Raw genomic sequence first — 24291 nt, 5'->3', positions numbered from 1 at the left:
CGGTTGGGTTAGTCTTGCGTCAGGGAAGTCATTTTGGCCAGACCAATATTGAATTTGGTCATGCCACTTTCGGTTCAGCCTGCGGAGCGACCTTCTTCGCCGGACGACGACGCTTGGGCGTCCCCGCCGGATTGCCCCAGAAGGTCACCACCGCCAGCGTGCCCAGCAGCGTCAGGGTCAGGCCCGAGATGGTCATCACCAGCCGATACGCCAGCCCGCCGACCTTGGCCGCGTGCAGCGGGAAGTCGGCATTGGCGATGCGCGAACCTAGCGGCAGAGCCTGGGCGTCACGACTGCCGACCATCGCGCCGGTGGCCGGATCGAACCAGGCCATCGAGCGGCCGTTGGGAAGCCACTCCACCTGCTGGCGCAGACGGATCGAGATTAGCCCGCCCTTCTTCTGCGGCAGGCCGATAGTCCGCACCTCAGCGCCCGGGAAGCGCGCCTGGGCCGTGGCGATCACCTTGGTCCAGTCGAGGTCCTTGGCCAGCTTGCCGCCCTTGGTCTTGGGCGCGGCCGAGGCCTTCTCCATCACCGCCGGCGGCGTGAACGGCGCGCGCAGGGCGTTGGAGAACCATTTCAGGTTCATGGCCGCCCCGGTGGCCAGCGACAGGATCAGCAGCGGCGCGATCAGCACGCCCAGGTCGCGGTGATGATGGACGATCGCCGCCCGCTTCATCATCCGGGGCCACAGGCGGACGTGGAACATCCGCCGCGTCGGCCACCACAGGATCAGGCCCGTGACGACGAAGCCCAGGCCCGCCAGACCCGCGATCCCGCCGACGATCTCGCCGGTGTCGCCGTTGAACAGGTGATGGTGGAAGTCGAAGATCCACACCTCCGGCCGGGCCCAGTTGGAGGTCCAGGCCTGGACGATATCGCCGTCCTGGTCGGTATAGGCCGCCTTCTGCTCGGTCTTGTAGGCCAGCTTGTGCAGGCCCATCCGCTCGGTCGCCAGCACGATCGAGCGTGGGCGGTCCTGGGCGGCGAAGACCTTGGTCGCCATCGCCCCCAGGGTCGCCGCGTCCTGCCGCTGGGCGTCGGCGGCGTGGGGCACGGTGGCGCGCAGGAACGCGTCCTCGTGCACCAGCAGCGCGCCGGTGAAGCCCAGAAGCGCCAGCAGGAGACCGATCAGGCCGCCCGTCCAGCGGTGCAGCAGGCGCAGGGTTTTCATCAGAAGCGCGTTTCCCAGCCCAGCGTCGCGGTGCGGCCACGGCCGGCGTAGAACTTGTCTTTGGCGGGCAAGACGGTGTCCGAATTGTACGAGATGTACTGCTTGTTGAAGATGTTCTGGACCCCCAGCGACACGGCCCCGACCGGCAGCCGGTAGCGCACGAAGGCGTCGGCGACCGTGTAGCCGTCGAAGTCGTCCTTCACCAGCGCCGTCTGCATGTCGCGCTTGATGTACTTCTGCACCTGCGCACGCAGCGCCCAGTTGCCGTTCTGATAGTCAGCCGCGAGGTTCAGGCGGTCGGGCGAGATGTTGGCGCCGTCCAGGTCGGTGTCGACCTTGCCGTCGGCATTGGTGTCGGTCTTGCCGCGCAGGCGGGCATAGCCGGTCGAGACCGAAAGGCCCTCCACTGGGGTGCGGGCCTTTACATTGACCTCCAAGCCCTCGATCGCCACGCCCTGGCGCTGGACGTCGAAGATGCCGCCGGCGTTCTTGACCAGCAGTTGGCCCAGCTTCGACTTGGACCAGAAGTAGGCGACGCTGGCGTCGAACGGCCCGCGCTTCAGCTCGGCCCCGACCTCGCGGTTGTTGGACACGATCGGCTCGATCGACAGGTAGGTATCGACATCGACATTGGCGACGTTGATGGCGCGCAGGATCCGGCCGACGTCCGGCACGGTGTAGCCCTCGGCATAGCTGCCATAGAGGCGCACGCCCTTGGCCGGCTCGAACACCACGCCGCCGTTCAGCAGGGTGGCGCTGAACTCCGGATTGCCGCCGCCGACCTTGCGCGAGCCGTAGAAGGCCAGAGTGGTGAAGTCATCGACCTTCAGCTCGACATTCTCGAAGCGCGCGCCGCCGGCCAGGCGCAGCTTGCCGTCGAACAGGGCGTAGTTGCCCTGGATGAACGGGGCCAGGCTCTGGAACTTGGTCGGCGGCACCCAGGCGCGGCCGGTGACGATCAGCATCTGCTCGGTGCGGTCGGTCAGGGCGTCGAGGCCGGCGGTGGCCGTCAGGCCTTCGATCCCCGGCACGGCGCGCTCGTAGCTGATCCGCGCGCCCAGCTTGCGCGAGCGGTTCGAGGACTGTTCGAACAGCGTGCCCGACGGGGCGATGGCCACGTCCTGGAAGGTCGCGCTCTTGTCGCCGCCGAACGTGTCGCGCGAGCGGTTGAAGAACAGCTGGGCATTCAGCACGCCGCCATGGAGATCGTCATTGACCAGGGCCGCCGACAGGGTCTCGACGCGGTTGGCCGCCGGCTCGCCGGGCTGCACGCCGCGATAGGCCGTGGTCGGCAGGCGGGTCAGGCGGTTGCCGTCGGTCGGGGCCGCCGCCGTACCGGTGACGGTCACGAAATCGCCGTCGCCCTTCAGCTCGAAGCGGTTGCCGACGATATCCAGGCGCGTGCTGGGCGAGATTTGCCAGCCCAGGCGGGCGAACAGCGACAGGGTCTTGGAGTCCTGGACGTCGCCTTGCGTGTTGTCCATGCCGATGCGGCGGCCGTTGGCGTCGTAGAAGGCGCCGCGGGTCTCATAGGCGACGCCGGCGGTGGCGTCGAACGCCCCACCGCGCCAGCCGACCAGGCCGGCGATCTTGGCCCCCAGCGCGTCGCCCAGGTCATGGCCGGCGGTAGCCTGGACCAAGGCCCGGCCCGAGACGCCGTCCGTCTTCGGCGGACCGACGGTGACCTGGTTGACCACGCCGCCGGTGGCGCCGATGCCTTGCAGGGCGTTGGAGCCGTAGATCAGCTCGACGCGGTCGATGAAGAACGGGTCGATCGTGTAGCCGTCGCGCGAACCGTCGCGGATCGGGGTCGACTGCGGGATGCCGTTGATGGCGTAGAGCGGCGAGCGGCCGCGCAAGGATTCCCCCGCCCCCGACAGCTTCTGGCGGGTGGGCGAGAACGACGGCGACAGGGTCGAAACGGCGTCGACGATCGAGCCGCTGACCGCGACCTGTTGGCTCAGCATCTCCTGGTCGATGACGTCGACGGTCAGCGGCAGCGCGCTGGCGGGCAGGATCGTGCGGGCGGCGGTGATCACCACCTGATCCACGTCGGTGTCGCGGCTCTTGTCCTGAGCGTGCGCCGCCGACAGGGCCAGCAGGCTGAGCGTGGAGAGCAGCGCGCCACGCAGGCCGGCGCGAGAGAAGTGAAGTCGCATGGTCATCCCCGTCGAAGTGACGCGGCTATGACCTAAATGCGAGTGATTTGCAATATCGCCAAGGTGGAAGTGGGAGCGCCGCGTCCGATTGGGGGGCTGGGGGTCGGACGCGGCGCGCGAGGTCTTGCCTCGAAAGCCGCTAGCGGGGGGACGGCGGCGGCTTCGAGAGACATACTGACCGGACGCGCCGCCCTCGCCTATCATACCTAGCATGGGGTCCGATCCGGCCGTCTGGCCCCGATCCCATACCTTAGTATCATGGCGCCTGAGGGCGCGGACGAGCAGCCTTGAAGCCAGTGCAGTAACGGCGCGCCGACGGGCGGGCCGCCAGTGAAGAGGATAAGCCGTGGGTCACGGTCCGACCGTTTCAGTGATCGACGACGACGGTGAGGTGCGCGCCAGCTTGCAGAACTTCCTCCGGGCGGCCGGCATGGCGGTGCGGAGCTTCCCGGGCGCGCGCGAGTTCCTCGATGACGACGGTCCCAGCGACTGCGTGATCACCGACCTGCACATGCCCGACATGGATGGCCTGGCCCTGCTGGACGCCCTGGCCGCGCGCGGCTCGACCACCCCGGTGATCGTCATGACCGCCTTCCCGACCGAGGCGGCTCGCGCCCGCAGCGAGGCGTTCGGCGTCGTCGAGTTCTTGACCAAACCCGTCGATCCGGACGTCCTGTTCGAGGCGATCGAGGCGGCGCTGCGCAAGCTCTGATCTCTTCGCTGCCTTGGAACGTCTTTGGGGGAGGAGACGCGCATGAAGAGCACCGACACGAACAAGCCGCTGGTCTGCGTCATCGACGACGACGCCGAGGTGCGCGGCTCGTTGGACGCCCTGCTGCGCTCGGCCGACTTCCGGGTGGCTGCGTTCGCCAGCCCCGACGGCTTCATGGCCAGCGACGAGGCCGACGCCGCCGCCTGCCTGATCCTGGACGTGCGCCTCAAGAACGCCGACGGCCTGGAGTTCCAGCAGACCCTGCTGGAGGCCGACGCCCGCGTGCCCGTCATCCTGATCACCGGCCACGGCGACATCCCGATGACCGTGCGCGGCATGAAGGCCGGGGCCGTGGACTTCCTGGCCAAGCCCTTCGTCGATGACGCCCTGCTGACCGCCGTAGGCGAGGCGGTGAAACGCGACCAGGAGCGCCGCGCCAAGGACGGCGCCGACGACAGCCTCAAGACTCTCTACGCCAGCCTCACCCCGCGTGAGCGCGACGTCATGGGCCTGGTCACGGCCGGGCTGATGAACAAGCAGATCGCCGCCAAGCTGGCGCTCAGCGAAGTGACCGTGAAGATCCATCGCGGCAACCTGATGCGGAAGATGCAGGCGCCCTCGCTGGCCGACCTCGTCCGCATGGCCGAGACCCTGGGCGTTCGCGACAGCGGCGCCGCACGATATGGTCACGCCTAGAACTCCAGCGGAAAAGGCGGCATGGACCAGCCCCACCGGACCCTCAATCGCTGGCTGATCGCCGTGGCGGCCCTGCTCGCCGCCGGCATCTTCGCGGCCGACCTGCTGACCGCCCTGCAAGGCGCGGTGGCGGTGCTCTACATCGCCGTGGTGCTGCTGGTCGCCCAGACCGGCGGCCGTCGGCTGGTGGTCGGGTCGGGCGTCATCGCCGCGATCCTGACCATCGCCGCCTTCGTCGCCAACCACCGCTCGGGGCCGCTGGATGGGGCGGCGATGCGGTTCGGCGTCAGCCTAGTGGCGATCATCGCCACGACCCTGCTGTCCCTGCGCGACTGGTCCGTGCGCCTGACCCTGGCCGAGCAGGCCCGGATGCTGGAGCTGACCCACGACACGGTCATCATCCGCGATGGCCAGGACCGCATCGTCTACTGGAACGACGGCGCCGAGGCGCTGTACGGCTTCGCCCGCAAGGACGCCGTGGGGGCCATCTGCAAGGACCTCCTGCGCTGCCAGTTCCCCGCCGCGACGGTGTCCGAGGCGCTGGAACGCGACGGCCAGTGGTCGGGCCTGGTCACGCGCACGCGCCACGACGGCTCGCAACTGGTCCTGGCCAGCCGCTGGCTGCTGCGCCGCGATCCCGACGGCCGCCCGGTCGGCATCATCGAGACCAGCGCCGACCTCACCGAACAGCGCCGCGTCGAGGCCGAGCGCGAGGTGTCCGAGCAGCGCTACCGCGCCATGTTCAACGCCGCCGGCTTCGCGGCCTGGGAGTCCGACTGGTCGGCCGTCCGCCGCCGGCTGCTGGAGACGTCTCCCGACCTGACCCAGCTGCGCGAACGCCTGCCCGACGACCCGGCCGCGATCCGCGCGGCCGCGCGCCTGGCCAATATCCGCGACCTCAACCAGGCGGCTCTCGACCTGTTCGAGGCGACCAGCGCCGAGGAGGTGATCGGCGGCAGCCTGATCAGCGGCTATCCGGCAGAGGCCGAGCATGCCCTGCACGACATCTTCTGCGCCATCGCCGAGGGCGCGACCATGGCCGAAAGCGAGACCCGCCTGACCACCCGCACCGGGCGCGCCATCGATGTCGTGCTGCGCGTCACCCTGGTCGAGGGCGGCGAGCCCTGGTCGCGGGCCCTGGTCATGGCCTTCGACGTCACCGAGCGCAACGCCGCCCGCGCCCGCCTGGAGCACGCCTCGGCCGAGCTGGCGCACGCCGGCCGGGTCTCGATCCTGGGCCAGTTGGCCGCCTCGATCGCTCACGAGGTCAATCAGCCGTTGGCGGCGATCATCAACTACGGCAAGTCGGCCAAGCGCTGGCTGAACCGCGAGGAGCCCGAGGTCGCCGAGGCCCAGACCTGCCTCGACCACATCCTGTCCAACAGCGGCCGGGCCGCCGACATCATCGCCGGCGTCCGCAACCTGTCGCGCAAGGCCTCGGGTCAGGTGGAACCGGTCGATCTGGCCCAGTTGCTGCGGGAGTCGCTATCGCTGGTGCAGCGCGAGGCCAAGGCGGCTCGGGCGAGCATCCAAGCCGTGATCGCCGACGACCTGCCGCCGGTGATCGGCGATCGCGTCCAGATCCAGCAGGTGGTCGTCAACCTGCTGATCAACGGCCTTCAGGCGATGCAGGGATCAAGGCGGCGCGAGCTGGAGCTCAGTCTCCACGCCGAGGGCGACTTCCTGCGGGTGGCGGTGACTGACAGCGGCCCCGGCATCAGCGGCGAGCCCGGGCGGATCTTCGAGCCGTTCTTCACCACCAAGCCCGACGGCGTGGGCCTGGGCCTGTCCATCTCCCGCTCGATCATCGAGGGCTTGGGCGGGCGGATTTCGGCGAGCAACAACGCAGGATCCGGCGCCACCATCGCCTTCACCCTGCCCCGCGGCGCGGCCGCCGCGACCTAGGGACCGGGCCACCCCATACCTACGGGTGAGTTCCTTCGCCGACGACCGGCGCCAGACTGCTCAAGCGTCGGGAACACAACCCTTCCCGGCCGCGCCACACAGTCTGGAAGGTCCGACGGCCATGCACGTTTCCACGACCCCACTGACCGACGCCGCCGTCCTGGCGAACTTCATCCTGACGCCGGAGATCTCCGACCAGCTCGAGGCCCGCCTGCGCGAGGAGTTGTCCGCGCGCGCCCGGCGGGTGCTGGAACAGGTCCAGCCGGCCCGCGTCGCCACACACACCGGGGGCCTGGCGCCCTGGCAGGCTCGGCGGATCAAGGCGCAGATCGAGGCGCGCTGTGGCGAGTCCCTGCGGGTCTCCGAACTGGCCGCCAGCCTGAACCTCAGCGCCAGTCATTTCTCGCGGGCCTTCAAGATCACCTTCGGCGAGTGCGCCGGCGATTATCTGCGCGCCCGCCGCGTCGAGCGCGCCCAGCGCCTGATGCTGGAAGGCAAGCTGGGCCTGGCCGAGATCGCCCTGCAATGCGGCTTCTCGGACCAGGCCCACTTCTCGCGGGTGTTCTCCGCCACGATCGGCATGCCGCCGCACCGCTGGCGCCGGACGCTGGCGCTGGCCGCCTAGCTGGCCTCGCGCGCGTCCCTCAGCCGGAAGGCCTCGACCACCGCGGCGATCAGCCTCCCTTCCGGCGACGGCTTGGCCAGATGAAAGTCGGCCCCGGCCGCGAAGCTGGCATATTCGGCGTCGCGGCCCGCGTGCGAAGTGAACATGATGATCGGCGTGGCGGGCAGGCCTAGGAGAGCCTCCTGCCGGCGGATTTCGCGTACGGCCGACAGCCCGTCCAGCACCGGCATCTGGATGTCCATCAGCACCGCGTCGAAGCGGGCGGCCAGGGCCAGGTCGATGGCCACCCGGCCGTTCTCGGCCATCTCGACGGCGGCCAGCGGCTCCAGCAGCACGCCGGCGGCCAGGCGGAACACCAGGTGATCGTCGACGACCAGCACCCGCCGGGCTCGACCGGCGGTCAGCCGTGACGGGACCTCGCCGACCACGACCGTGGGCGGCGGTTCGTTGTTCAGGACATGCTGCAACCGCTGGAACATTTCGCATCACCACGTTCGGATGACGCCAGGATTGTCCGTCCTCCGCCCAAACGGCGATCGTGCTGCGGTATGGCCAACCCAGTTTAAGTTAGAAGGGCCGATACCAAGGTATCGGGTCGCCCTGCCCGAGGCGCCAGATAGAGCGTCAGGACGCCATCGGCCACGAGGCCAAGCGGCCCTTCAGCTGGTCGATCATCCGCACCAGCTCGACCACGGAACGCGCGCCCATCTTCCGCATCATGTGGCCGCGATGGATCTTCACGGTCACTTCGGAAAGGTCGAGGTCGGCGGCGATCTGCTTGTTCAGCTGGCCCTTCACCACGCCATCCAGGACCTGCAGCTCGCGGGCCGTCAGGCGCTCGCGGCGGGCCAGGATCTCGGCGGTGGCCAGGGCCTCGCGGCCGCGCAGGCGGTCCTTCTCCAGGGCGGCTGTGACGGCGTCCAGCATGTCCTGGTCGCGGAAGGGCTTGGCCAGGAAGTCGACCGCCCCGCCCTTCATGGCCCGCACGCTCATCGGGATGTCGCCATAGCCGGTCATGAACACGATCGGCGCGTGGTCGCCATGGCGGTCCAGCTGGTCCTGGAACTCCAGGCCGCTGAGGCCCGGCAGGCGGACGTCCAGCACGAAGCAGCAGGCCGCGCCTGAGGGCACCCCACATGACATTTGGGGAGCGGCCCGGAACTCGGCGATCGAGCCGTACTGGCGGCTCTCCAGGTTCACCGACCGGAACAGGCGCGCCAGGCCGTCGCGGATGGAGGCGTCGTCCTCGATGACGATGACGAGGTCGCTGGGGGTGTTCTGCGGATAGCTCATGGGATCAGTCTTCTAAAATCGGCAGGCGGACGGCGAAACTCGCCCCGCCTTCGGGATTGTTGGAAGCGCGGATGGAGCCGCCGTGCGTCTCGACGATGGAGCGGACGATCGCCAGCCCCATGCCCAGACCGTCGGCCTTGCTGGTGACGAAGGGGTGGAACAGGGTTTCGATATCGCCACTCAAGCCCACGCCTTGGTCGGCCACAGTCAGCACGATCGCATCGCCGTCGCGGGCGGTTGAGACCGTCAGCGTCCGATGGTCGGGGTCGCTCTTGGCCATCGCCTGGGCGGCGTTGACCATCAGGTTGATCACCACCTGCTGCAGCTCGATCCGGTCGCCTTGGACGAGCGGCAAGCTGGGATTCAGGTCCAGGCTCACGACGGCGCCGCACTGGCACAGGTCGTGGCCGATGATCCGGCTGGTGTTCTCGACCAGGGCGTTGAGATCGACCGCCTCGACCGTGCGCGGCGCGCGGCGGGCGAAGTCGCGCAGGCGTTTCAGCACCTCGCTGGCGCGCAGGGCGTCCTCGACCATCTGCTCGACCCCGGCCCGCGCCTCGGCGAGATCCGGCTCAGGCCGCTTGAGGAACCGCAGCGCCGCCTGGCCCTGGACGACCACCGCGCCCAGCGGCTGGTTCAGCTCGTGGCCGATCGAGGCGGTCAGCTCGCCCATGGTCGTCAGACGCGTAGCGTGGGCCAGGGCGCGGCGGGATTCCGACAGCTCCTCCTGGGCCTGGTGCAAGGCCGACAGGTCGGTGATGCCGATCACCACCCGGTCCAGCAGCGGCCGCTCGGGTGAGAAGGTGATCGAGTACGAGACCGGGATCAGCGTCCCATCCAGGCGGCGCAGATGAGCCTCGGCGGTGAAGGTGGCCCCTCCGCTCCAGATCGTTTCCAGCACGCGCTGGAAAGGGCCGGCGTCGCAGGTCAGGACGTCCTGGTGATGCTTCAGGAAGGCGGTCTTCGAGGTCGCGCCAAACAGCGCCAGGGTCGCTGGATTGACGTCGATGATCTCGATGCGCTCGGCGACCCTCGCCGGGAAGTCGGGATGTTCTGCGATGTAGCGCGACAGGTCGGTGACGCCCTGGGCCCGCAGGTCGTCCAGGGCGATCTTCACCGCCGAATAGTCCTTCACCCACAGCAGGACGCCGACATTGTTGAACAGCGCCCGCCAGCGCCGGCCGCCCTCGCACACGACCCGCGACACCCAGGCCTGGCGCAAGGCCACAGCGGTGGACACCCCGATCGCGGTCAGGCTCCAGGCCAGCACAGAGACATCCGGCGCCTGGCTGGCGGCCAGGATCGCGCAGAGCAGCGCCACGGCCGCCAGGGCGACCACCGGCAGGCCCACAGAAGCGACGATCGGACCCAAGGCGTAGAGCGGCGTCAGCGACGCGTCGGGCGCGCGGTTCTGGATGAAGATCCACGCCACCAGCCCGGTCACCGCCGCGCCCGCCATCCAGCGGGCCGACGTCCGGTAGGGCCAGGGGGTCTTCAGCTCGATCCGGTTGATCATCATGAGGGTCCGTCGGACCACGGACGGCGCGATCCTGGCGGACAGATGTGATCATTGGGCGAACATCGCTATTCACATCAAAGTATGAGCCGCGCCCGGACGACCTCGCGACCCATACCGAGGGATTAGTCCCCTCGCCGATCCGGTCGGGCCGGCCAAACCCCTGTGGAATGGCGGGCGGCGCGGCGGGGTCCGATAACCGGTTCATGACCGCCCCCGCCCTCGTCCTGTCGCCCGACACCGCCTTCGGCCGCGCGGTCAGCGAGATTCTCGCCCGGCTTGGCGCACCCTCGCTGCTGGTTCTGCCGCCCTACGACGGTGACGGCCTGGCCGAGAGCCGCGCCTATGTCGAAGAGGTTCTTGCCATCGCCTCGGCGCACGTCCCCGGATACGGCCTGATCATCCATCCTCTGTCGCTGAGCGCCCTGCCGCCATTCGGCGACGAGGCCGACTACGCCCACCGCGCGGCCCTGGCGGCGGCGCAGCTGAACCGCGCCTGGTACGCGCCGCTGAGCGTGCGGGTGGCCCAGCTGTTCATCGACAGGCTGGACATCGTCACCAACCGCGCCGATCGCACCGCGCCGCTGGACCTCGACGGCCTGAAAATCGGCCTGCGCCACGTGCTGGCCGGCGCGGACGAAGCCTTCTGCGATCCCGCCGCCCTCGCGGTCTGGGAGGCGGTCAACGGCGACTGGTGATCAAGTCAGCACGTCGCGCCGCGGGACCAGGGCCGGCGGCAGGTCCTCGCGGCCGGCGGCGAACAGCATCTCGCGCTCGACCGTGCGGCTCAGGGCGTCCAGCGGCAGGTCGTTGAGGTCCGAGCCGAACGGGTCCTCCAGCTCGTCGCCCAGAGCGTCCAGGCCGAAGAAGGTGTAGCCGACGATGATGGTCAGCAGCGGCGCCCACCAGCCCAGCGACGAGGCCAGGGCGAACGGCAGCAGCATGCAGAAGACCAGCGCCGTGCGGTGCAGCAGCAGCCAGTAGGCGAACGGCAGCGGTGTACCCTTGATCCGCTCGCAGCTGGCCTGGACGGTCCCCAGTTCATTCAGTCGGGTCTGCAGCAGGGCGTGGCCGACGGTGTCGATCCCCGCCAGCCGCTCCGTGGTCCGAGCGATCTGCGCCAGCGCCAGGTCCGTCGGATTGGGCGCGGCGCGCCAGTCGATCTCGGGGCGCCAGGCTGCCAAGGGCGCGACCTCGTCTCGATCCCGCAGGCGCGCGGCCAGGCTCTGGGTGAAGGCCGCCACACCCAGCAGCACCGGCGCGCGGGCCTCGATCGGCAGGCCGCCCAGCTGACGGGCGATGGCGCGGGCGGTGACCAGCAGCTGGCCCCACAGCTTGCGGCCCTCCCACCAGCGGTCGTAGCAGGCGTTGTTCCGGAAGCTGATGAAGATCGACAGCGCCAGACCCATCACCGTGAACGGCGTGGCGGCCAGGTGCGCGAAGGCGCTGGGCTTTACCCTTGCCAGCAGCACCGCCGCCACCGACAGGGCCGCCAGCACCAGCAGCCGGCCAGCGATCTTCGGCACGATCGAGCCGTGCAGGGTGAAGAGGACCTCGCGCAGTCCAGGCTGGGCCTTGACGATCATGTCGTCGGCTTACGCCCGCGCACGCCGGCCCACCAGTTGCGGCGACGCGGTTTTTGAACGCTCTTGCTGGAGAATTCAGCGCACACCCAGCACGACGACGCGGGTCGGCGCGGCCGGGTCGAAATTGTCGTCGGACATCAGTACCAGGGTCCGGCGGCCGGGTCCCCACGCCATGGCTTCCAGGTTGGCGGGCGGGACGCCCAGGCGATCGAAGTTCACCACCAGCTGCTTGGTCAGCACGGCCTCGCGGGTGTCCACGACATAGAGCCGGCAGTGGTAGGAAAAGCGCCCGCCCGCGTCCTCGACGCCGGAGCGCTCCAGCACCAGCAGGCGGTGGGCGTCCAGCGTCAGGATTTCGCTGATCCCGTTGTCGCCGCGCCTCGCCGGCGCGGCCTGGATGGGGTCGAGGCGGTAGGCGTATTGCGCGACGACCTTGCCCTGGCGATCCAGCTTGGCGATCCGCGTGACGCCGCCGGTCGCGACGGTGCTGACCGGGCCGTCCTGGACCAACGGCGCCTCCATCGAGACCCACAGCCAGCGGCCATCCGGTGAGAAGCTCAGGCCTTCCAGGGTCAGGTTCGGGCGCGCGCCGTCCTTGAAGCTGAACGGCGTCGGGATCGTCCCCTTCGCCGCGCCGTCGCGACCCATGCGGCGCAAGGCCGGATCAAAGCCGCGCGGGGCGTCGCCCTCGGTCGACCAGACGAGGTCGCCGTTCAGCGGATCGATCCGCAGCGCCTCGGCGTCCGGACGTTCGCCCTGCTCGGGCCTCAGCCGAACGTGGTGCGTCAGCTTCAGACCCTTGTCGTCCAACCGCCCGACGAAGAACCCCGCCTTGTCCGAGCGGTCGTCGGAGATCATCAGCCACTCGCCGCTGCGCCGGTCGTAGTCGAGGCCGGAGACGCCGCCGAAAGGCGTCCCATCAACCATCGTCCCCTGCGGGACCTCGAAGCTCGCCAGCAGCTTCAGCGCCAGGGCGAGACCGAGCAGGCTCACTTCAGGACGCGCACGCTGTCGCGCGAGATCAGCTCGACATTGAACACCACCCGGCGGCGCGGCTCGCCCCGGGCGCCCATCCGGCGGATCAGGGCCTCGACGGCGGCGGCGGCCATGTCCTCGACCGGCATGTCGATCGTGGTCAGGGCCGGCGTGTGCAGCTGGGCCCAGGGGATGTCGTCGAAGCCGACCACCGAGACGTCGTCGGGCACCGACAGGCCCATCTCGCGGATATGGCGCATGGCCCCGATGGCGATCAGGTCGGCGCCGGTGATCACCGCCGTAGCGGTGCGGCTCTCCAGCGCCTTGGCGACCTCGGGCTCCAGGTCCAGCGAATAGGCGTTGTGGACGTGCCAGACGAGGTTGCCCCGCTCGCGCACCGTGGCGATCGCCGCCTCGGCCCGCTGGCGAGCGCTGGAGGCGGCGTGGGGACCGGAGATCACCCCGATGTTCACATGGCCCGCCGCCAGCAGATGCTCGGCCGCCAGGCGCCCGCCATCGGCATAGTCGGCCTGGATGACGTCGTAGCCGGGCAGATTTCGATCCAGCACCACGGTCGGCACGCCCTCGATCAGCTTGCCGACCGGACCGTCGTCGGCGATCGGGAACCAGATCACCCCGTCGACGCCGTGATCGACCAGCAGGTTCACCGCCCGCTCCTCGGCCTCGGCCGAGCCTTCGGTATCCGTGAGAAAGACGCTGTAGCCATGGGCCCGCGCGGCCTGGATCACCACCTGAGCCAGGCTGGGGAAGAACGGGTTGGTCAGGTCCGGCAGGATCAGGCCGATGGCCCCGGTCTTGCCGGTCTTCATCGCCTTGGCGCTCTGGTTGGGCCGATAGCCCAGCTCGGCGGCGACCTTCAGGATGTGCTCGCGCGTCGCCTCGCCCACCGAGCCCGCGCCATTGATCGCGTAGGACGCGCTGGCCAGCGACACGCCGGCGGCCTTGGCCACCTCCTTGAGGGTCGCCCTGCGGGGTGGGTCTTCGCTCTTGGCCATGCGGGGATTCCGTCGGGAGATAGCCAGGACGTGAAACCTTTCATGGGCAGCGTCAAGGATCGGGGCGGATCGCAACGACCCGCCCCTTCCGGAAGCGCCTAACAAGGGGAGAAGACGCCCCCGAACTGGTCCCTAGAACCGCGCCTTGACCGAGAAGGTGTAGGTGCGCGGCGCGCCGACGAAGTAGCGGTCCAGGGTCTTGGCGTTCGGGGTCGCGGCGGTGTAGCCGAACTCCGGCTGGGTGGCCGTCGAGCCGCTGACCGCGCCGATGTATTCTTTGTCGAACAGGTTATCGACGTTGAACTGGAAGCGCAGGTCCGGGACGCCTGCACGCTTCAGGTCATAGGTCGCCGTCAGCCCGACCAGGGTGTAGGCGTCCAGCATCTCGACGCCCAGTTCCTGGAAGGTGGTCGGGGCGACGATGTGGCCGCCGACGCGCTTGCCGACATAGCGGGCGTTGGCGTCGATCTTCAGGCCCGCCAGCGGCTTCCAGCCGACCTGGCCATAGACGCTGTCCTTGGGGATATCGCGCACGCCGGCCCCGCCGATGATCGCGACGGCGGCCAGGGCCTTGCGGGCGTCGCTGCCCACGGCAGGGTTGTCGTGCTTGGCGTCCTGGTGCGAGTACGAGCCGTAGAGATCGACGACGCCGAAGTTGTAGTAGCCGGTCAGCTCGACGCCCTTGGTCTTGACGCCCGCGATGTTGACGGCCTTGGTGGCGACGTTGCCGCGCACGACTTCCTGCGGGTCCAGGGTCGCGGTTGGGTCCCGCGGCACGATGCCGACATTGTTCTTCAGGTCGACGTCATAGGCCTGGATCGAGAAGGCCATGTTCGGCTTCACGTAGCGCAGGCCAAGATCCACGTTCTCGGTCGAGACCGGGGTCAGGTCCTTCGGGTTGATCACCGCCGTCGAGCCCAGGAAGGCGTCTTCCGGGATGCCGGCGAAGTTCTTGGCGTAGCCGCCGAACAGCTCCCAGGCGTCGGCCAGCTGATAGGTCGCGCCGAGCTTCGGATTGAGGTCCGAGTGCTGCGAGAACTTGACGTTGGCCTTGTATTCCAGCGGCGACTTGGCGTCGTATTTGACGTCGTACCAGGTGACGCCGAGGTCCACTTTCAGCTTGTCGTCGAAGGCGCGCAGCTCGTCCTGGGCGTAGAGCATGGTCGTCTCGACCGAGGCGCTGCGCTCGTACTCGACATAGTTCAGCTTGGAGCGGTCATAGGCGATGCTCTGGGCCGAGTTGATGATCGGGAAGAAGTTGCGCTTCTCCGTGGAGTCGCCGCCTTCCCACCAGCCGCCGAAGCGCAGGTTGTGCACTCCGAACTTGGCTTTCAGCTCGCCGGTGACGCCATAGCGATCACGGTCGCGGGGCGTGACGCGCATGTCGGCCGGACCGCCGACGACGTTGCTGTTGCGGATCGTCGTGAGCGTCGGACGCACCGCGCCGCCATTGGCGTTGTAGCCGGTCACGGCGCGCGGATCGCCGCCGGTCAGAACGCGCTGGCGGTCCTGATAGCGGAAGGATTCGCCCTTGAGGTTCTGGTAGTACGGATTGACGTCGAAGCTGATCGCGTCGCTCAGCACGAAGTGGCTGTTGGCATAGGCCAGCCAGTCCTTGCGCCAGCCGCCCAGGGCCCCGCCGAAGTCGATGTCCTTGGCCGGGATGCCGGTGATGGCGTCCAGCGCGCGGTCGCTGCGCGGCGCGGCCTCGAACTCGCCCTTGGTGACGATGTTGAAGTCGTTGTCGGTCTGGTCGTTGTACGAGACGCGGGCCTTGACGAACGAGCCGTTGTCGAAGGCCTTCACGACCTTCAGCTCATAGTGATCGCGCTCGCTGCCCCGGCTGGCGCGGCCGGCCCAGACGTCGTTCTCCTGGTGCGAGTAGGTGAAATAGCCCGACAGGCCCGGCGCGATCTCGCCGCTGTCGACGCGGGCGTAGATGCGGCGGAAGTCGAACGAGCCGACGCCGGCCTCGACCGTGGCGCCGAAGTCCTGGCGCGGGGCGTCGGTGACGAAATCGATGAAGCCGCCCAGGGCGAAGCGCGACGGCGCGCCGATGTCGCCGGCGCTCTGCGACACGGTGATCTTGCCGATATTGCTGCTCTCGATGAAGCGTTGCGGCGGCGAGCCGCCGTTGAAGCGGCTGTCACCGGTGGGGATGCCGTCCAGGGTCAGGCCGACCTGCTCGTCGCTGAGGCCGCGCATGTAGATCTCGAACGAGAAGCTGCCGCCACGGGCATCACCGGTCGAGACCTGCACGCCCGGCACCTTGACCAGGGCCTGGGTGATCTCGGCGCCCAGCGGACGCTCCTGGATGTCCTCGGCGCCGATGGTGAACGTGGCGCGAGCCAGGCCCGAGCCGAAGCGTTCGGCGGTGACCACCACCTCGTCGACCGTTTCGGTCGGAGCGGCGGGCGGCGCGGCTTGTTGGGCCATGGCGGGCGCGGCCATGACCAGGCACAGCGCGCTCGAAGCCAGCCAGATGGACGTCTTCATACTCAAGCCCCCTTCAGGCGACCCGCTCTCGGCGGTGTCGGTACGATTTAGTGAAACGTTTCATATTCGAGTTCAATGACATTTTCATCACAGGGAGCGGAGGATCGTTCGGCGCCCAATCCGAAGGCGTGCTTTGCATTATCAGGCATTTTCCAGATGTCCGGGTCCAGCTTGCGCGCCATACGGACGAAATGCCAAGCACCCGCTTACCAGCGATTGCGTGCTATTTCCTTGAAACGTTTCACTCTATAAGCTTCTCCCGAGCGTCGTCGGAGGGGACATGCCGGACAACGAAACCGCGCGCGCCTTGCTGGGCGTCGTCGTCTTCCTCGGCATCGGCTGGATGCTGTCGGAGAACAGGCGCGCCCTGCCCTGGCGGCCGGTGCTGGTGGGCCTGGCCTGCCAGGTCGCGCTGGCCCTGCTGCTGACCAAGGTTCCGGCCATCACCGCCGGCTTCGCCGCCGCCACCCACGCGGTCGACGCCTTGCAGGCGGCATCGAAGGCTGGGTCCAGCTTCATGTTCGGCTATCTGGGCGGCGGTCGCGCGCCGTTCAGCATGGCCGACCCCAGCGCCGCCTTCATCTTCGCCTTCCAGGCCCTGCCGGCCATCCTGCTGGTCGGGGCGCTGTCCGCCCTGCTGTGGCACTGGAAGGTGCTGATCGTCATCGTCCGCGCGGCGGCCTGGGCGTTCGGCAAGCTGTTCGGGGTCAGCGGCCCGGTCGGGGTCTCGACCTCGGCCTGCGTGTTCCTCGGCATGGTCGAGGCGCCGCTGCTGATCAAGCCGTTCCTGCCGCGCCTGACCCGCGCCGAGATCTTCATCATCATGGTCGACGGCCTGTCGGTGATCGGCGGCTCGATGATGATCGTCCTGGGCTCGCTGATCGCCGCCAAGGTGCCCAACGCCTTCAGCCACCTGCTGATCGCCTCGATGATCAGCACCCCGATGGCCATCGGCATGGCGAGGTTGATCATCCCCGGTGAGACCAGCACGGCGCATGAGCCCATCGTGCTCACCAGCCCCTATCGCAGCAGCCTGGAAGCCCTGACTTTCGGCACGCTGGACGCGGTGAAGATGGTGCTGAACATCGCCGGCCTGCTGATCGTCTTCGTCGGCCTGATCGCTCTGATCAACATGGGCCTCGCGGCGCTTCCGCACGCCGGCGCGCCCCTGACGCTGGGCGGTGCCCTGGGCTGGCTGCTGACCCCGATCGTTTGGCTGACCGGCGCGCCGCTCTCCGACCTGCAACACGTCGGCGCGATCCTCGGGACCAAGGTCGCCGCCAACGAGGTGGTGGCCTACAGCGACATGATGGCCCTGCCGCCCGGCGCGCTCAGCGACAAGAGCCTGCTGATCCTGACCTACGCCCTGGGCAGCTTCGGCAATGTCGGCAGCGTCGCGATCCTGATCGGCAGCCTGTCGTCCATGGCCCCGGAGAAGGTTGGCGAGGTCGTCGAACTCGGCTTCAAGGCCCTGGCGGCGGCGTTCCTGACCACCTGCCTGACGGCGACCATCATGGGGGTGATCGGGGGTTAGGCCATCACTCCTGCCAGAAGGCTGTCAGGAGCGGTGTGGAAGGAATGGCGTGTTCAACCTGGAGAGGGAACAAGCCATGACCGCGCAAATCGTCTTCACCGAAATCCCGGCCTCGGATCCCGAGCGCGCCTGCCGATTCTACGAGACCCTGCTGCAGGGCGAGGTGACCCGAGCCGACGGCGGCCCCAACCCGATCTGGATGCTGCCGCACGCCGAAGGCGGGCATGCGCCGGGCCACATCTATCCCGGACAACCGGCGACGAACGGCGCCGGCGCGACCACCCACTTCGCCGTGAACGATACGCTGGACGACGCCATGGACCGGGTCCGCAAAGGCGGCGGCGAGGTCGTGTCGGACGTCATCGACATCCCGGTGGGGTCGTTCTTCTACGCCAAGGACACCGAGGGCAACAGCCTGGGGCTCTTCAAGTACAGGACGGCCTAGCCGCCAGCAGCGCGCCCGCCGCCGCGACCCCAGCCTCCGCCGCCACGCGCGGCGGAGCGCCGGTGATCAACGCCGCCAAAGCCGCGCCGGCGAAGGTGTCGCCAGCGCCGGTGGCGTCGTCGGCGTCCAAGGGCGTGACCGGCAAGTCGAAGACCTCACCGGCCGCCTCGACGTGGACGCCGGCGGCGCCGCGGGTCTCGAACAGGATTTGGCCGGGTGGCTTGGGCGCGGTCCGCCCCGCTTCCAGCCAAGCGCGTTCGCCGGCGTTGCAGAAGATGACCTCGGCCCGCGCCGTCAGCCGCGCCACCAGCTCCGGCGGGAAGCACCCCGGGTCGTCCTTGGCGATCCAGGCCAGGCGGGGGCCTTCGAGGTCGAGCAGAGGGGCGGTGATCTCCGGTGGGCCGGCGGCGATCACCAGCCATTCGGCGTCGACGGCGAGACGCAACTGGGCCTCGGTCAGCACCGCGGGCCCCGGCCGCAGCAGGCAGCCGTAACTTCCGTCGGCGTTGTAAATCAGCAGGCACCGCGTCGACGGCGCGCCAGGCGTCATCGCGACGCCGTCCAGCGACATGCAGGCCGCCTGGTAGGTCGCGCCGTCGGCGTCGTCGCCGATCCAGGTCAGCGGCGCGGCGGCCACGCCCGCTTTCACCAAGGCCGCGCTGGCGTAGAGCGCCGCGCCGCCGGCGCGCGGCCAGGCGGCTTCGCGCATCAGCCGCGTGCCTTGGCCGGTGAAGTCGCCCTCGACCCGGACCACGTAGTCGATCGTCGCGAAGCCCGCGACCGCCACCCGCACCATCGACCATCCTCTCGTTTCAGCGGCTTGACTGAAACGTTTCACTGGGTAGTTTGCAAGGACATTCTGACCTTCGGACACCGTCATGCAGCCGCCCAGTTTCATCGCGTTCACCGGCGTCGATCGCCTCGAGCTGCTGCCGGGGCTCAAGGCGTTGTCGGCCCGCTATCCGATCGAATGGGGCGTGCTGGTCGATCCGGCCCAGGAGGGGGACAGCGCCCTCTTCCCGCCCGCCGAGATCCGCGACGCCCTGCTGGCCGAACGCGACCTGCGCTGGGCGGCCCATGTCTGCGGCGACGCGGCCAAGGCGATCGTGGCCGGCCCCCTGACCGCCCCTCCGCCGCCGACCGGTATCCAGCGCGTGCAGGTCAATCACAGCTTCAAGGGCAGCACCCCGGCCCAGGCCGCCGCCGCCCGCGACTATGGCCGCCGCCTGGGCGTGCGGGCGGTGCTGCAGTGCTCGGCCGCCTTCCCGGTCAGCCAGACCGGCGTCGATTGGCTGTACGACGTCTCGTTCGGCACCGGCGCGCGGCCCGATCGCTGGCCCGCGCCGCCGCCGGCCGAGGGGCCGTTCTGCGGCTATTCCGGCGGCATCGGTCCCGGCACGGTCACCGACATCCTGACCCGCATCGCCGCGCCCGACGGCGCGCTCTACTGGATCGACATGGAGTCGGGCGTACGCACCGACGGGGCCTTCGACCTGGCCAAGTGCGAGGCCGTCTGCCGCGCGGTCTACGGATGACCACCGCGCCGAGGCTGGTGATCCTCGACACCGATCCTGGCGTCGATGACGCCCTGGCCCTGCTCTATTTGCGCGCCCATCCCGGCCTGCGCTTGCTGGCGATCACCACGGTGTTCGGCAACGCCGACATAGAGATCACGACCCGCAACGCCCTGTGGCTGCGGGCGCGGCTGGGGCTGGGCGCGCCCGTCTGCCAAGGCGCCGGCGCGCCGCTGGCTCGCCCACGTGGCCCCTCCCCTGTCCATGTCCACGGCGAGAACGGCCTGGGCGACATCGACCTTTCCGGTCCCGCCCTGCCCTGGGCCGATCCCGGCTTGGCGCATGAGAAGATCGTCGAGCTGGTCCGCGCCCATCCTGGCCAGGTGACCCTGGTGGCGATCGGCCCGCTGACCAACCTGGCCCTGGCCCTGCGCGCCGCGCCGGACATCGCCGGCCTGGTCGCCGAGGTCGTGATCATGGGCGGCGCCTTCGCGCGCGGCAACGTCACCCCGTTCGCCGAGGCCAACCTCCACAACGACCCCGAGGCCGCCGCCGAGGTCCTGGCCGCGCCCTGGCCGCTGACCCTGGTCCCGCTTGATGCGACCCTGCCCTGCGTGCTGACCGACGCCGCCGCCCGCGCGATGGCCGAGGCGAACGACACCGGCCGTTTCGTCCACGAGGTCACCCGAGGCTACGCCGCCGCCTATGCCCGTCACGAGGGCCTGGACGGCTGCGTCCTGCACGATGTCGCCGCCCTGGTACGCCTCACCCGTCCCGAGCTGTTCACGGCGCGCTCGGCGCCGGTGGCGGTGACCCTGACCGGCGAGCGCCTGGGCCAGACGACCTGGTCCGAGCAGGGCCTGCTTCGCCAGGTCTGCACGGACGCCAGCGGCCCTGAACTCGCGCGGCATTTCCAGCAGACCTTGGCCTAGGCCCGAGCTTCCGGCTTAGCTGGCGGACCTGTTCCGACCGGAGTCGCTGATGCCGTTGCTTGCCCTGCTCGCCGCCCTGGCTCTGTCGCCAGCCGCCGTCGAGGTCCCCGCCCAGCCTGCTCTGACCCAAGCGATCGCGGCGCGGGACACCGCCCTGTTCGACGTGATGTTCGCCGACTGCGACCCGGCCGCCCTGACGAGCATGGTCACCGACGACATGGAGTTCTATCACGACAAGGGCGGGCTGATGGCCCACGACGCCTTCATCGCCGACTACGCCAGGAGCTGCGAAGCCAAGAAGGCGCCGGACGCTTGGCGCTCGCGCCGCGAGCTGACAGCCGGCACGATGAAGGTCTACGCCATCCCCGGCTTCGGCGCGGTCGAGGAAGGCGCGCACGTCTTCTACGAGCGCAAGGGCGACGGCCCCGAGCGGCTGGCCGGCAAGGCGCGGTTCTCGATCCTGTGGAAGCTGGGCGCCGACGGCCAGTGGCGCATGGCGCGGACCTTCAGCATCGACCACGCCGCCATTCCCTAGAAAAAATGGCCGGCGCTTTCGCACCGGCCACGAGGGGAGGCTAGTCGAACCTGGCGACGGGGGGAGGACCCGCCGCCAAGCCTTGGATCGAGCTAGAAGCGCGCGGTCACGCTGGCGTAGACCACCCGGCCCTCGACGTCATAGGTCGCCGAGAACGTGTTGTTGGACGGCGCCGACGAGCCGACGATCGGCGGGTTCTTGTCGAACAGGTTGCGCACGCCCGCGGTCACCGAGATGTCCTTGTTGATGTCATAGGCGCCGGTCAGGTCGAAATAGCTCTGCGCCTTGATCACCGGGTTGGTCAGCGTCGCCTTGTCGGGGAACGCCGCGCCGAGGCGCTTGGGCAGCAGATAGGTGTCGACCGTCGTCTCGCCGATGAAGCGATGACGCAGGCTGAGCGTGGCCGCGCCCGAGCGCCAGGTCACGCGCGACGTGCCCTTCCAGCGCGGGATCGGCTGGCCGCAGGTCGGGCCGAAGGCGCCGACGCAGTAGTTCTTGGTCGCCGGCAGCGCCTGGACCGGCGTGGCGGTGAACTCGTCGGTGTAGGTGAAGTTCGTGCCGATATCGAAGCGGCTGTCGCCGAACGGACCCCAGGCCAGGTTGAAGCGGTAGCTGGCGTCGAAATCGACGCCCGAGGTCTTCAGGCCGCCGGTGTTGCCGTTGGTGGTGGTGACATAGCCTGGACCGGTGATCTGGCCGGTCAGCGGATCGCGGGTGATCGCCTTACAGAACACGCTGCTGGCGTCCTGGATGGTGTTGTAGCAGAGGCTCAGGGTGTTCGCGATGCCGCCGCCCAGGGGCGCGATGGCGCCGTCCAGGTTGATCTTGAAGTAGTCGACGCTGAGGGCCAGGCCGGGCACGAAGCGCGGCTGCAGCACGATGCCGAAGGTCGTGGTGTCCGACTCTTCGGGACCGACGTTCGGGTTGCCGCCCGACACCTGGTTGATGAAGGTGTTGGGCTGCACCGACAGGCTGAACACCGAGGCCGCCGGCACGCCGGTGGCCACGCAGATCGCCCGCACCGCCGCCGTCTGCTGGGCCGTCGGCTGGCGGCTCGAGCAGGGGTCGACCGCCGAGGGGCCGCTAGTGGTGTTGCCGCCGAACAGCTCGCCCACGTTCGGCGCGCGGATGGCGTGCTGGAACTGGCCGCGCACGGTGATGTCGGAGACCGGCGCGTACTCGCCGCCCACCGAATAGGTCCACACGCCGCCGACGCCGGCCAGGTCGTAGTCGGAATAGCGGAAGGCGCCGTTGACGCTGGCGCGCTCGCCCAGGGGCGAGTCCTTCAGCAGCGGGACGCGGACTTCGCCGTAGACTTCCTTGACCGATTCCGAGCCCTTGGTCGCCAGGGCGGCGTTGAAGCCGGAGACGTCACCCGAGGCCAGGAAGCTGTCGGGCACGAAGCGCGCCGAGGCCTTGCGATACTCGACCCCAGTGCTGAAGTCGGCCGGACCGGCCCAGGTGTCGAACAGCTCGCCGGCCAGGCTGGCGGCCAGCACCTGCTGCGAGGACTCGGTGTAGTTGGTCGAGGTCACGGCGATCGAGGCCGCGCCTTGCGGCGACAGGTTGGCGCCGAAGATGTTGAGCAGCGGGGCCGCGCCGCCGGCCGACAGCAGGCCCGCCTGGAACTTGCTCAGCGAGGCCGCGCCGCTGGAGATGCTGGTGTCGGTGGTGCGGGTGTAGCTGTAGTACGCGTCGTACTTCAGGTTCCGCAGGAAGCCTTCCGAGACGCTGCCCACATCGCCGCGCACGCCGAGCGCCGTGCGATAGGCCGAACGGTCGACGGTGTTCAGGCGATTGCCGACGTCGGGCAGGCGGCGGTTGACGTTCAGCACGGCCAGGCCGTCGCCCGCCGTGGTGGTCAGCGACGAGGTGCCGTTGGTGACGCGGATCGTGCCGGTCTCGGCCAGGTCGAGCTGGCGCAGGACCTCCTGCATTGGGGCCGACAGGTAGGGGTTGTTGACGTTCAGCAGGAAGTTGCCGCCGATGCCGCTGGGCGGCAGCTGCATCGTGACGCGGTTGTTGCTGTAGCTGGCCTCGGCATAGCCGGTCATGTGCGCGTTGAACTCGTAGTGGCCCGCCATGTTGGCCATCACGCGACGCTGCGGGATGACCACATAGGCAGCCGGACCCAGGTCGTAGTCGTCGCCCGGCGTGACGGCCGGACGCGCGGTCTTGCCCGCGTCGTCGAAGGTGAAGCCGCGCGAGCCCATCGAGCTCAGACCCGCCGCCGCGAGAGCAGCCGTCAGGCCAGCGCTCGACGGCGAACCGACGGTGACGAAGCGGCCGTTGGGGATCGTGCCGCTGCCGCCGAAGATCAGGCCCGGACGACCGCCCGCGCTCAGGCAGGTCTGGCCGCCAGGAACGGCCATCGGCGTGCCCGGACGCGTGGCGCTCCAGGTGCTGGCCGTGACGCAGCCGTCGGCCATGCTGGGCGTGGCCCAGCCGCCGCGGTCGCCGCGCGTGTAGCCGCCGCGATCCAGGTAGTTCAGCGCCACGACGACATTGCCGCGGTCATCGGCGAAGTTCGTGCCGAAGGTCAGGTCGGCCGTATAGGTCTTGGTCTTGGTGTGGGTGTCCTGGCGGGCCTCGCCGGTCAGTTCCACGCCCTGGAAGTCGTCCTTCATGATGAAGTTGACGACGCCGGTGATCGCGTCCGAGCCATAGACGGCCGACGAGCCGCCGGTGACCGTCTCCACGCGCTTGATCAGCGCGGCGGGGATCGTGTTGATGTCGGTGGTCTGGTCCGGGCCGGTGATCGTGAAGCGGCGGCCGTTGACCAGCACCAGGTTACGCTGGGCGCCGAAGCCGCGCAGGTTCAGCGTCGCCGTGCCGCCCGGCACGGTGTTGGCCGTCGGGCCATTGTTCTGCGAGCCCAGGAACTGGGGCGTGTCGTTCAGCAGCGTCTCGACGTTCTGCGTGCCCGACAGGCCGATCTCTTCCGCGCCGATCACGGTCACGGGCGTCGGGGCCTTGAAGCCACGGGCCGACAGACGCGAGCCCGTCACCACCACTTCGGTCACGGTCTGGTCGTCGGCCGAAACGGGGGCCGAAGCCGGGGCCGGTGCTTGCGTCTGCGCGCTTGCCAGCGCTGGCACAAGGAAGACAGCGGCCAGGGCCAGCGCGGTCTCGCAGCCCATGAACAAACGTTGCTTGCGGTTCTTTTCCATCATCCCCT

21 protein-coding genes are annotated in these 24291 nt (G+C 69.2%); 10 read left to right on the top strand and 11 right to left on the bottom strand.

The features are described 5' to 3' along the window. Positions 1-58: 58 nt before the first annotated feature. A complete protein-coding gene (locus AC07YH_RS14950) occupies positions 59-1174 on the bottom strand; it encodes a PepSY-associated TM helix domain-containing protein (protein WP_494747761.1) in 1116 nt (371 codons plus the stop codon). Further along, entirely contained in the window at positions 1174-3333 is a 2160-nt protein-coding gene (locus tag AC07YH_RS14945; RefSeq protein ID WP_494747760.1) for a TonB-dependent receptor, read from the bottom strand. Before AC07YH_RS14945 ends, AC07YH_RS14950 begins: the two co-directional genes overlap by 1 nt. Before the next feature lie 346 nt (positions 3334-3679). On the opposite strand from AC07YH_RS14945, the gene AC07YH_RS14940 reads away from it, so the two are divergent. The 4 genes from AC07YH_RS14940 to AC07YH_RS14925 all read left to right on the top strand — a co-directional run bounded on the left by AC07YH_RS14940 (position 3680) and on the right by AC07YH_RS14925 (position 7271). Continuing rightward, positions 3680-4045: a response regulator transcription factor gene (locus AC07YH_RS14940; protein ID WP_494747759.1), complete on the top strand. Its 366-nt coding sequence runs from the start codon at positions 3680-3682 to the stop codon at positions 4043-4045. Between the two features lie 42 nt (positions 4046-4087). Next, positions 4088-4741 carry a response regulator transcription factor gene (locus AC07YH_RS14935; RefSeq protein ID WP_494747758.1) on the top strand — a complete coding sequence of 218 codons (654 nt, stop codon included), beginning with the start codon at positions 4088-4090 and terminating at the stop codon, positions 4739-4741. A gap of 21 nt (positions 4742-4762) precedes the next feature. After that, positions 4763-6646 carry a PAS domain-containing sensor histidine kinase gene (locus tag AC07YH_RS14930; RefSeq protein ID WP_494747757.1) on the top strand — a complete coding sequence of 628 codons (1884 nt, stop codon included), beginning with the start codon at positions 4763-4765 and terminating at the stop codon, positions 6644-6646. Between the two features lie 121 nt (positions 6647-6767). Beyond that, positions 6768-7271: a helix-turn-helix transcriptional regulator gene (locus AC07YH_RS14925; RefSeq protein WP_494747756.1), complete on the top strand. Its 504-nt coding sequence runs from the start codon at positions 6768-6770 to the stop codon at positions 7269-7271. On the opposite strand, the gene AC07YH_RS14920 is transcribed toward AC07YH_RS14925, so the two are convergent. The 3 genes from AC07YH_RS14920 to AC07YH_RS14910 all read right to left on the bottom strand — a co-directional run bounded on the left by AC07YH_RS14920 (position 7268) and on the right by AC07YH_RS14910 (position 10080). After that, positions 7268-7750: a response regulator gene (locus AC07YH_RS14920; RefSeq protein WP_494747755.1), complete on the bottom strand. Its 483-nt coding sequence runs from the start codon at positions 7748-7750 to the stop codon at positions 7268-7270. The two genes, AC07YH_RS14925 and AC07YH_RS14920, sit on opposite strands and share 4 nt — an antisense overlap. Before the next feature lie 145 nt (positions 7751-7895). After that, complete coding sequence (locus AC07YH_RS14915; RefSeq protein WP_494747754.1) at positions 7896-8564, bottom strand: response regulator transcription factor; 669 nt, start codon at positions 8562-8564, stop codon at positions 7896-7898. A gap of 4 nt (positions 8565-8568) precedes the next feature. Then, positions 8569-10080 carry a sensor histidine kinase gene (locus AC07YH_RS14910; RefSeq protein ID WP_494747753.1) on the bottom strand — a complete coding sequence of 504 codons (1512 nt, stop codon included), beginning with the start codon at positions 10078-10080 and terminating at the stop codon, positions 8569-8571. A gap of 206 nt (positions 10081-10286) precedes the next feature. On the opposite strand from AC07YH_RS14910, the gene AC07YH_RS14905 reads away from it, so the two are divergent. Continuing rightward, positions 10287-10778: a hypothetical protein gene (locus AC07YH_RS14905; protein WP_494747752.1), complete on the top strand. Its 492-nt coding sequence runs from the start codon at positions 10287-10289 to the stop codon at positions 10776-10778. Here the strand turns inward: AC07YH_RS14905 and AC07YH_RS14900 are convergent, their stop codons facing one another. The 4 genes from AC07YH_RS14900 to AC07YH_RS14885 all read right to left on the bottom strand — a co-directional run bounded on the left by AC07YH_RS14900 (position 10779) and on the right by AC07YH_RS14885 (position 16153). Further along, a complete protein-coding gene (locus AC07YH_RS14900; protein WP_494747751.1) occupies positions 10779-11666 on the bottom strand; it encodes a bestrophin family protein in 888 nt (295 codons plus the stop codon). 75 nt (positions 11667-11741) lie between these two features. Continuing rightward, positions 11742-12659, bottom strand: a complete 918-nt coding sequence (locus tag AC07YH_RS14895) for an esterase-like activity of phytase family protein (protein WP_494747750.1) — start codon at positions 12657-12659, stop codon at positions 11742-11744. Continuing rightward, positions 12656-13657, bottom strand: coding sequence for a LacI family DNA-binding transcriptional regulator (locus AC07YH_RS14890; RefSeq protein ID WP_494747749.1), 1002 nt, complete (start codon positions 13655-13657; stop codon positions 12656-12658). The genes AC07YH_RS14895 and AC07YH_RS14890 overlap by 4 nt, the downstream gene beginning before the upstream one ends. Positions 13658-13789: 132 nt before the next feature. Next, the gene (locus AC07YH_RS14885; RefSeq protein ID WP_494747748.1) at positions 13790-16153 is read right to left on the bottom strand and encodes a TonB-dependent receptor; all 2364 of its coding nucleotides are present in this window, start codon (positions 16151-16153) and stop codon (positions 13790-13792) included. A gap of 280 nt (positions 16154-16433) precedes the next feature. Between AC07YH_RS14885 and AC07YH_RS14880 the strand changes: the two genes are divergently transcribed. Both AC07YH_RS14880 and AC07YH_RS14875 read left to right on the top strand, forming a co-directional pair. Beyond that, positions 16434-17687 carry a NupC/NupG family nucleoside CNT transporter gene (locus tag AC07YH_RS14880; RefSeq protein WP_494747747.1) on the top strand — a complete coding sequence of 418 codons (1254 nt, stop codon included), beginning with the start codon at positions 16434-16436 and terminating at the stop codon, positions 17685-17687. A gap of 76 nt (positions 17688-17763) precedes the next feature. After that, positions 17764-18132, top strand: coding sequence for a VOC family protein (locus AC07YH_RS14875; RefSeq protein WP_494747746.1), 369 nt, complete (start codon positions 17764-17766; stop codon positions 18130-18132). Here AC07YH_RS14875 and AC07YH_RS14870 read toward each other — a convergent pair. Then, complete coding sequence (locus tag AC07YH_RS14870; protein ID WP_494747745.1) at positions 18113-18928, bottom strand: carbohydrate kinase family protein; 816 nt, start codon at positions 18926-18928, stop codon at positions 18113-18115. The genes AC07YH_RS14875 and AC07YH_RS14870 overlap by 20 nt on opposite strands. Before the next feature lie 82 nt (positions 18929-19010). Between AC07YH_RS14870 and AC07YH_RS14865 the strand changes: the two genes are divergently transcribed. The 3 genes from AC07YH_RS14865 to AC07YH_RS14855 are packed head-to-tail and all read left to right on the top strand — an operon-like array spanning position 19011 to position 21113. Continuing rightward, on the top strand, positions 19011-19667 hold the full coding sequence (locus AC07YH_RS14865; protein WP_494747744.1) for a phosphoribosylanthranilate isomerase: 657 nt from the start codon (positions 19011-19013) through the stop codon (positions 19665-19667). Next, complete coding sequence (locus AC07YH_RS14860; RefSeq protein WP_494747743.1) at positions 19664-20578, top strand: nucleoside hydrolase; 915 nt, start codon at positions 19664-19666, stop codon at positions 20576-20578. The genes AC07YH_RS14865 and AC07YH_RS14860 overlap by 4 nt, the downstream gene beginning before the upstream one ends. A gap of 49 nt (positions 20579-20627) precedes the next feature. After that, entirely contained in the window at positions 20628-21113 is a 486-nt protein-coding gene (locus AC07YH_RS14855) for a nuclear transport factor 2 family protein (RefSeq protein WP_494747742.1), read from the top strand. A gap of 92 nt (positions 21114-21205) precedes the next feature. On the opposite strand, the gene AC07YH_RS14850 is transcribed toward AC07YH_RS14855, so the two are convergent. Next, on the bottom strand, positions 21206-24283 hold the full coding sequence (locus AC07YH_RS14850; RefSeq protein ID WP_494747741.1) for a TonB-dependent receptor domain-containing protein: 3078 nt from the start codon (positions 24281-24283) through the stop codon (positions 21206-21208). Positions 24284-24291 lie beyond the last annotated feature (8 nt).

This window comes from Caulobacter sp. GW456-12-1-14-TSB4 (assembly GCF_059424195.1).
This window is presented reverse-complemented; position numbering and strand designations above follow the sequence as displayed.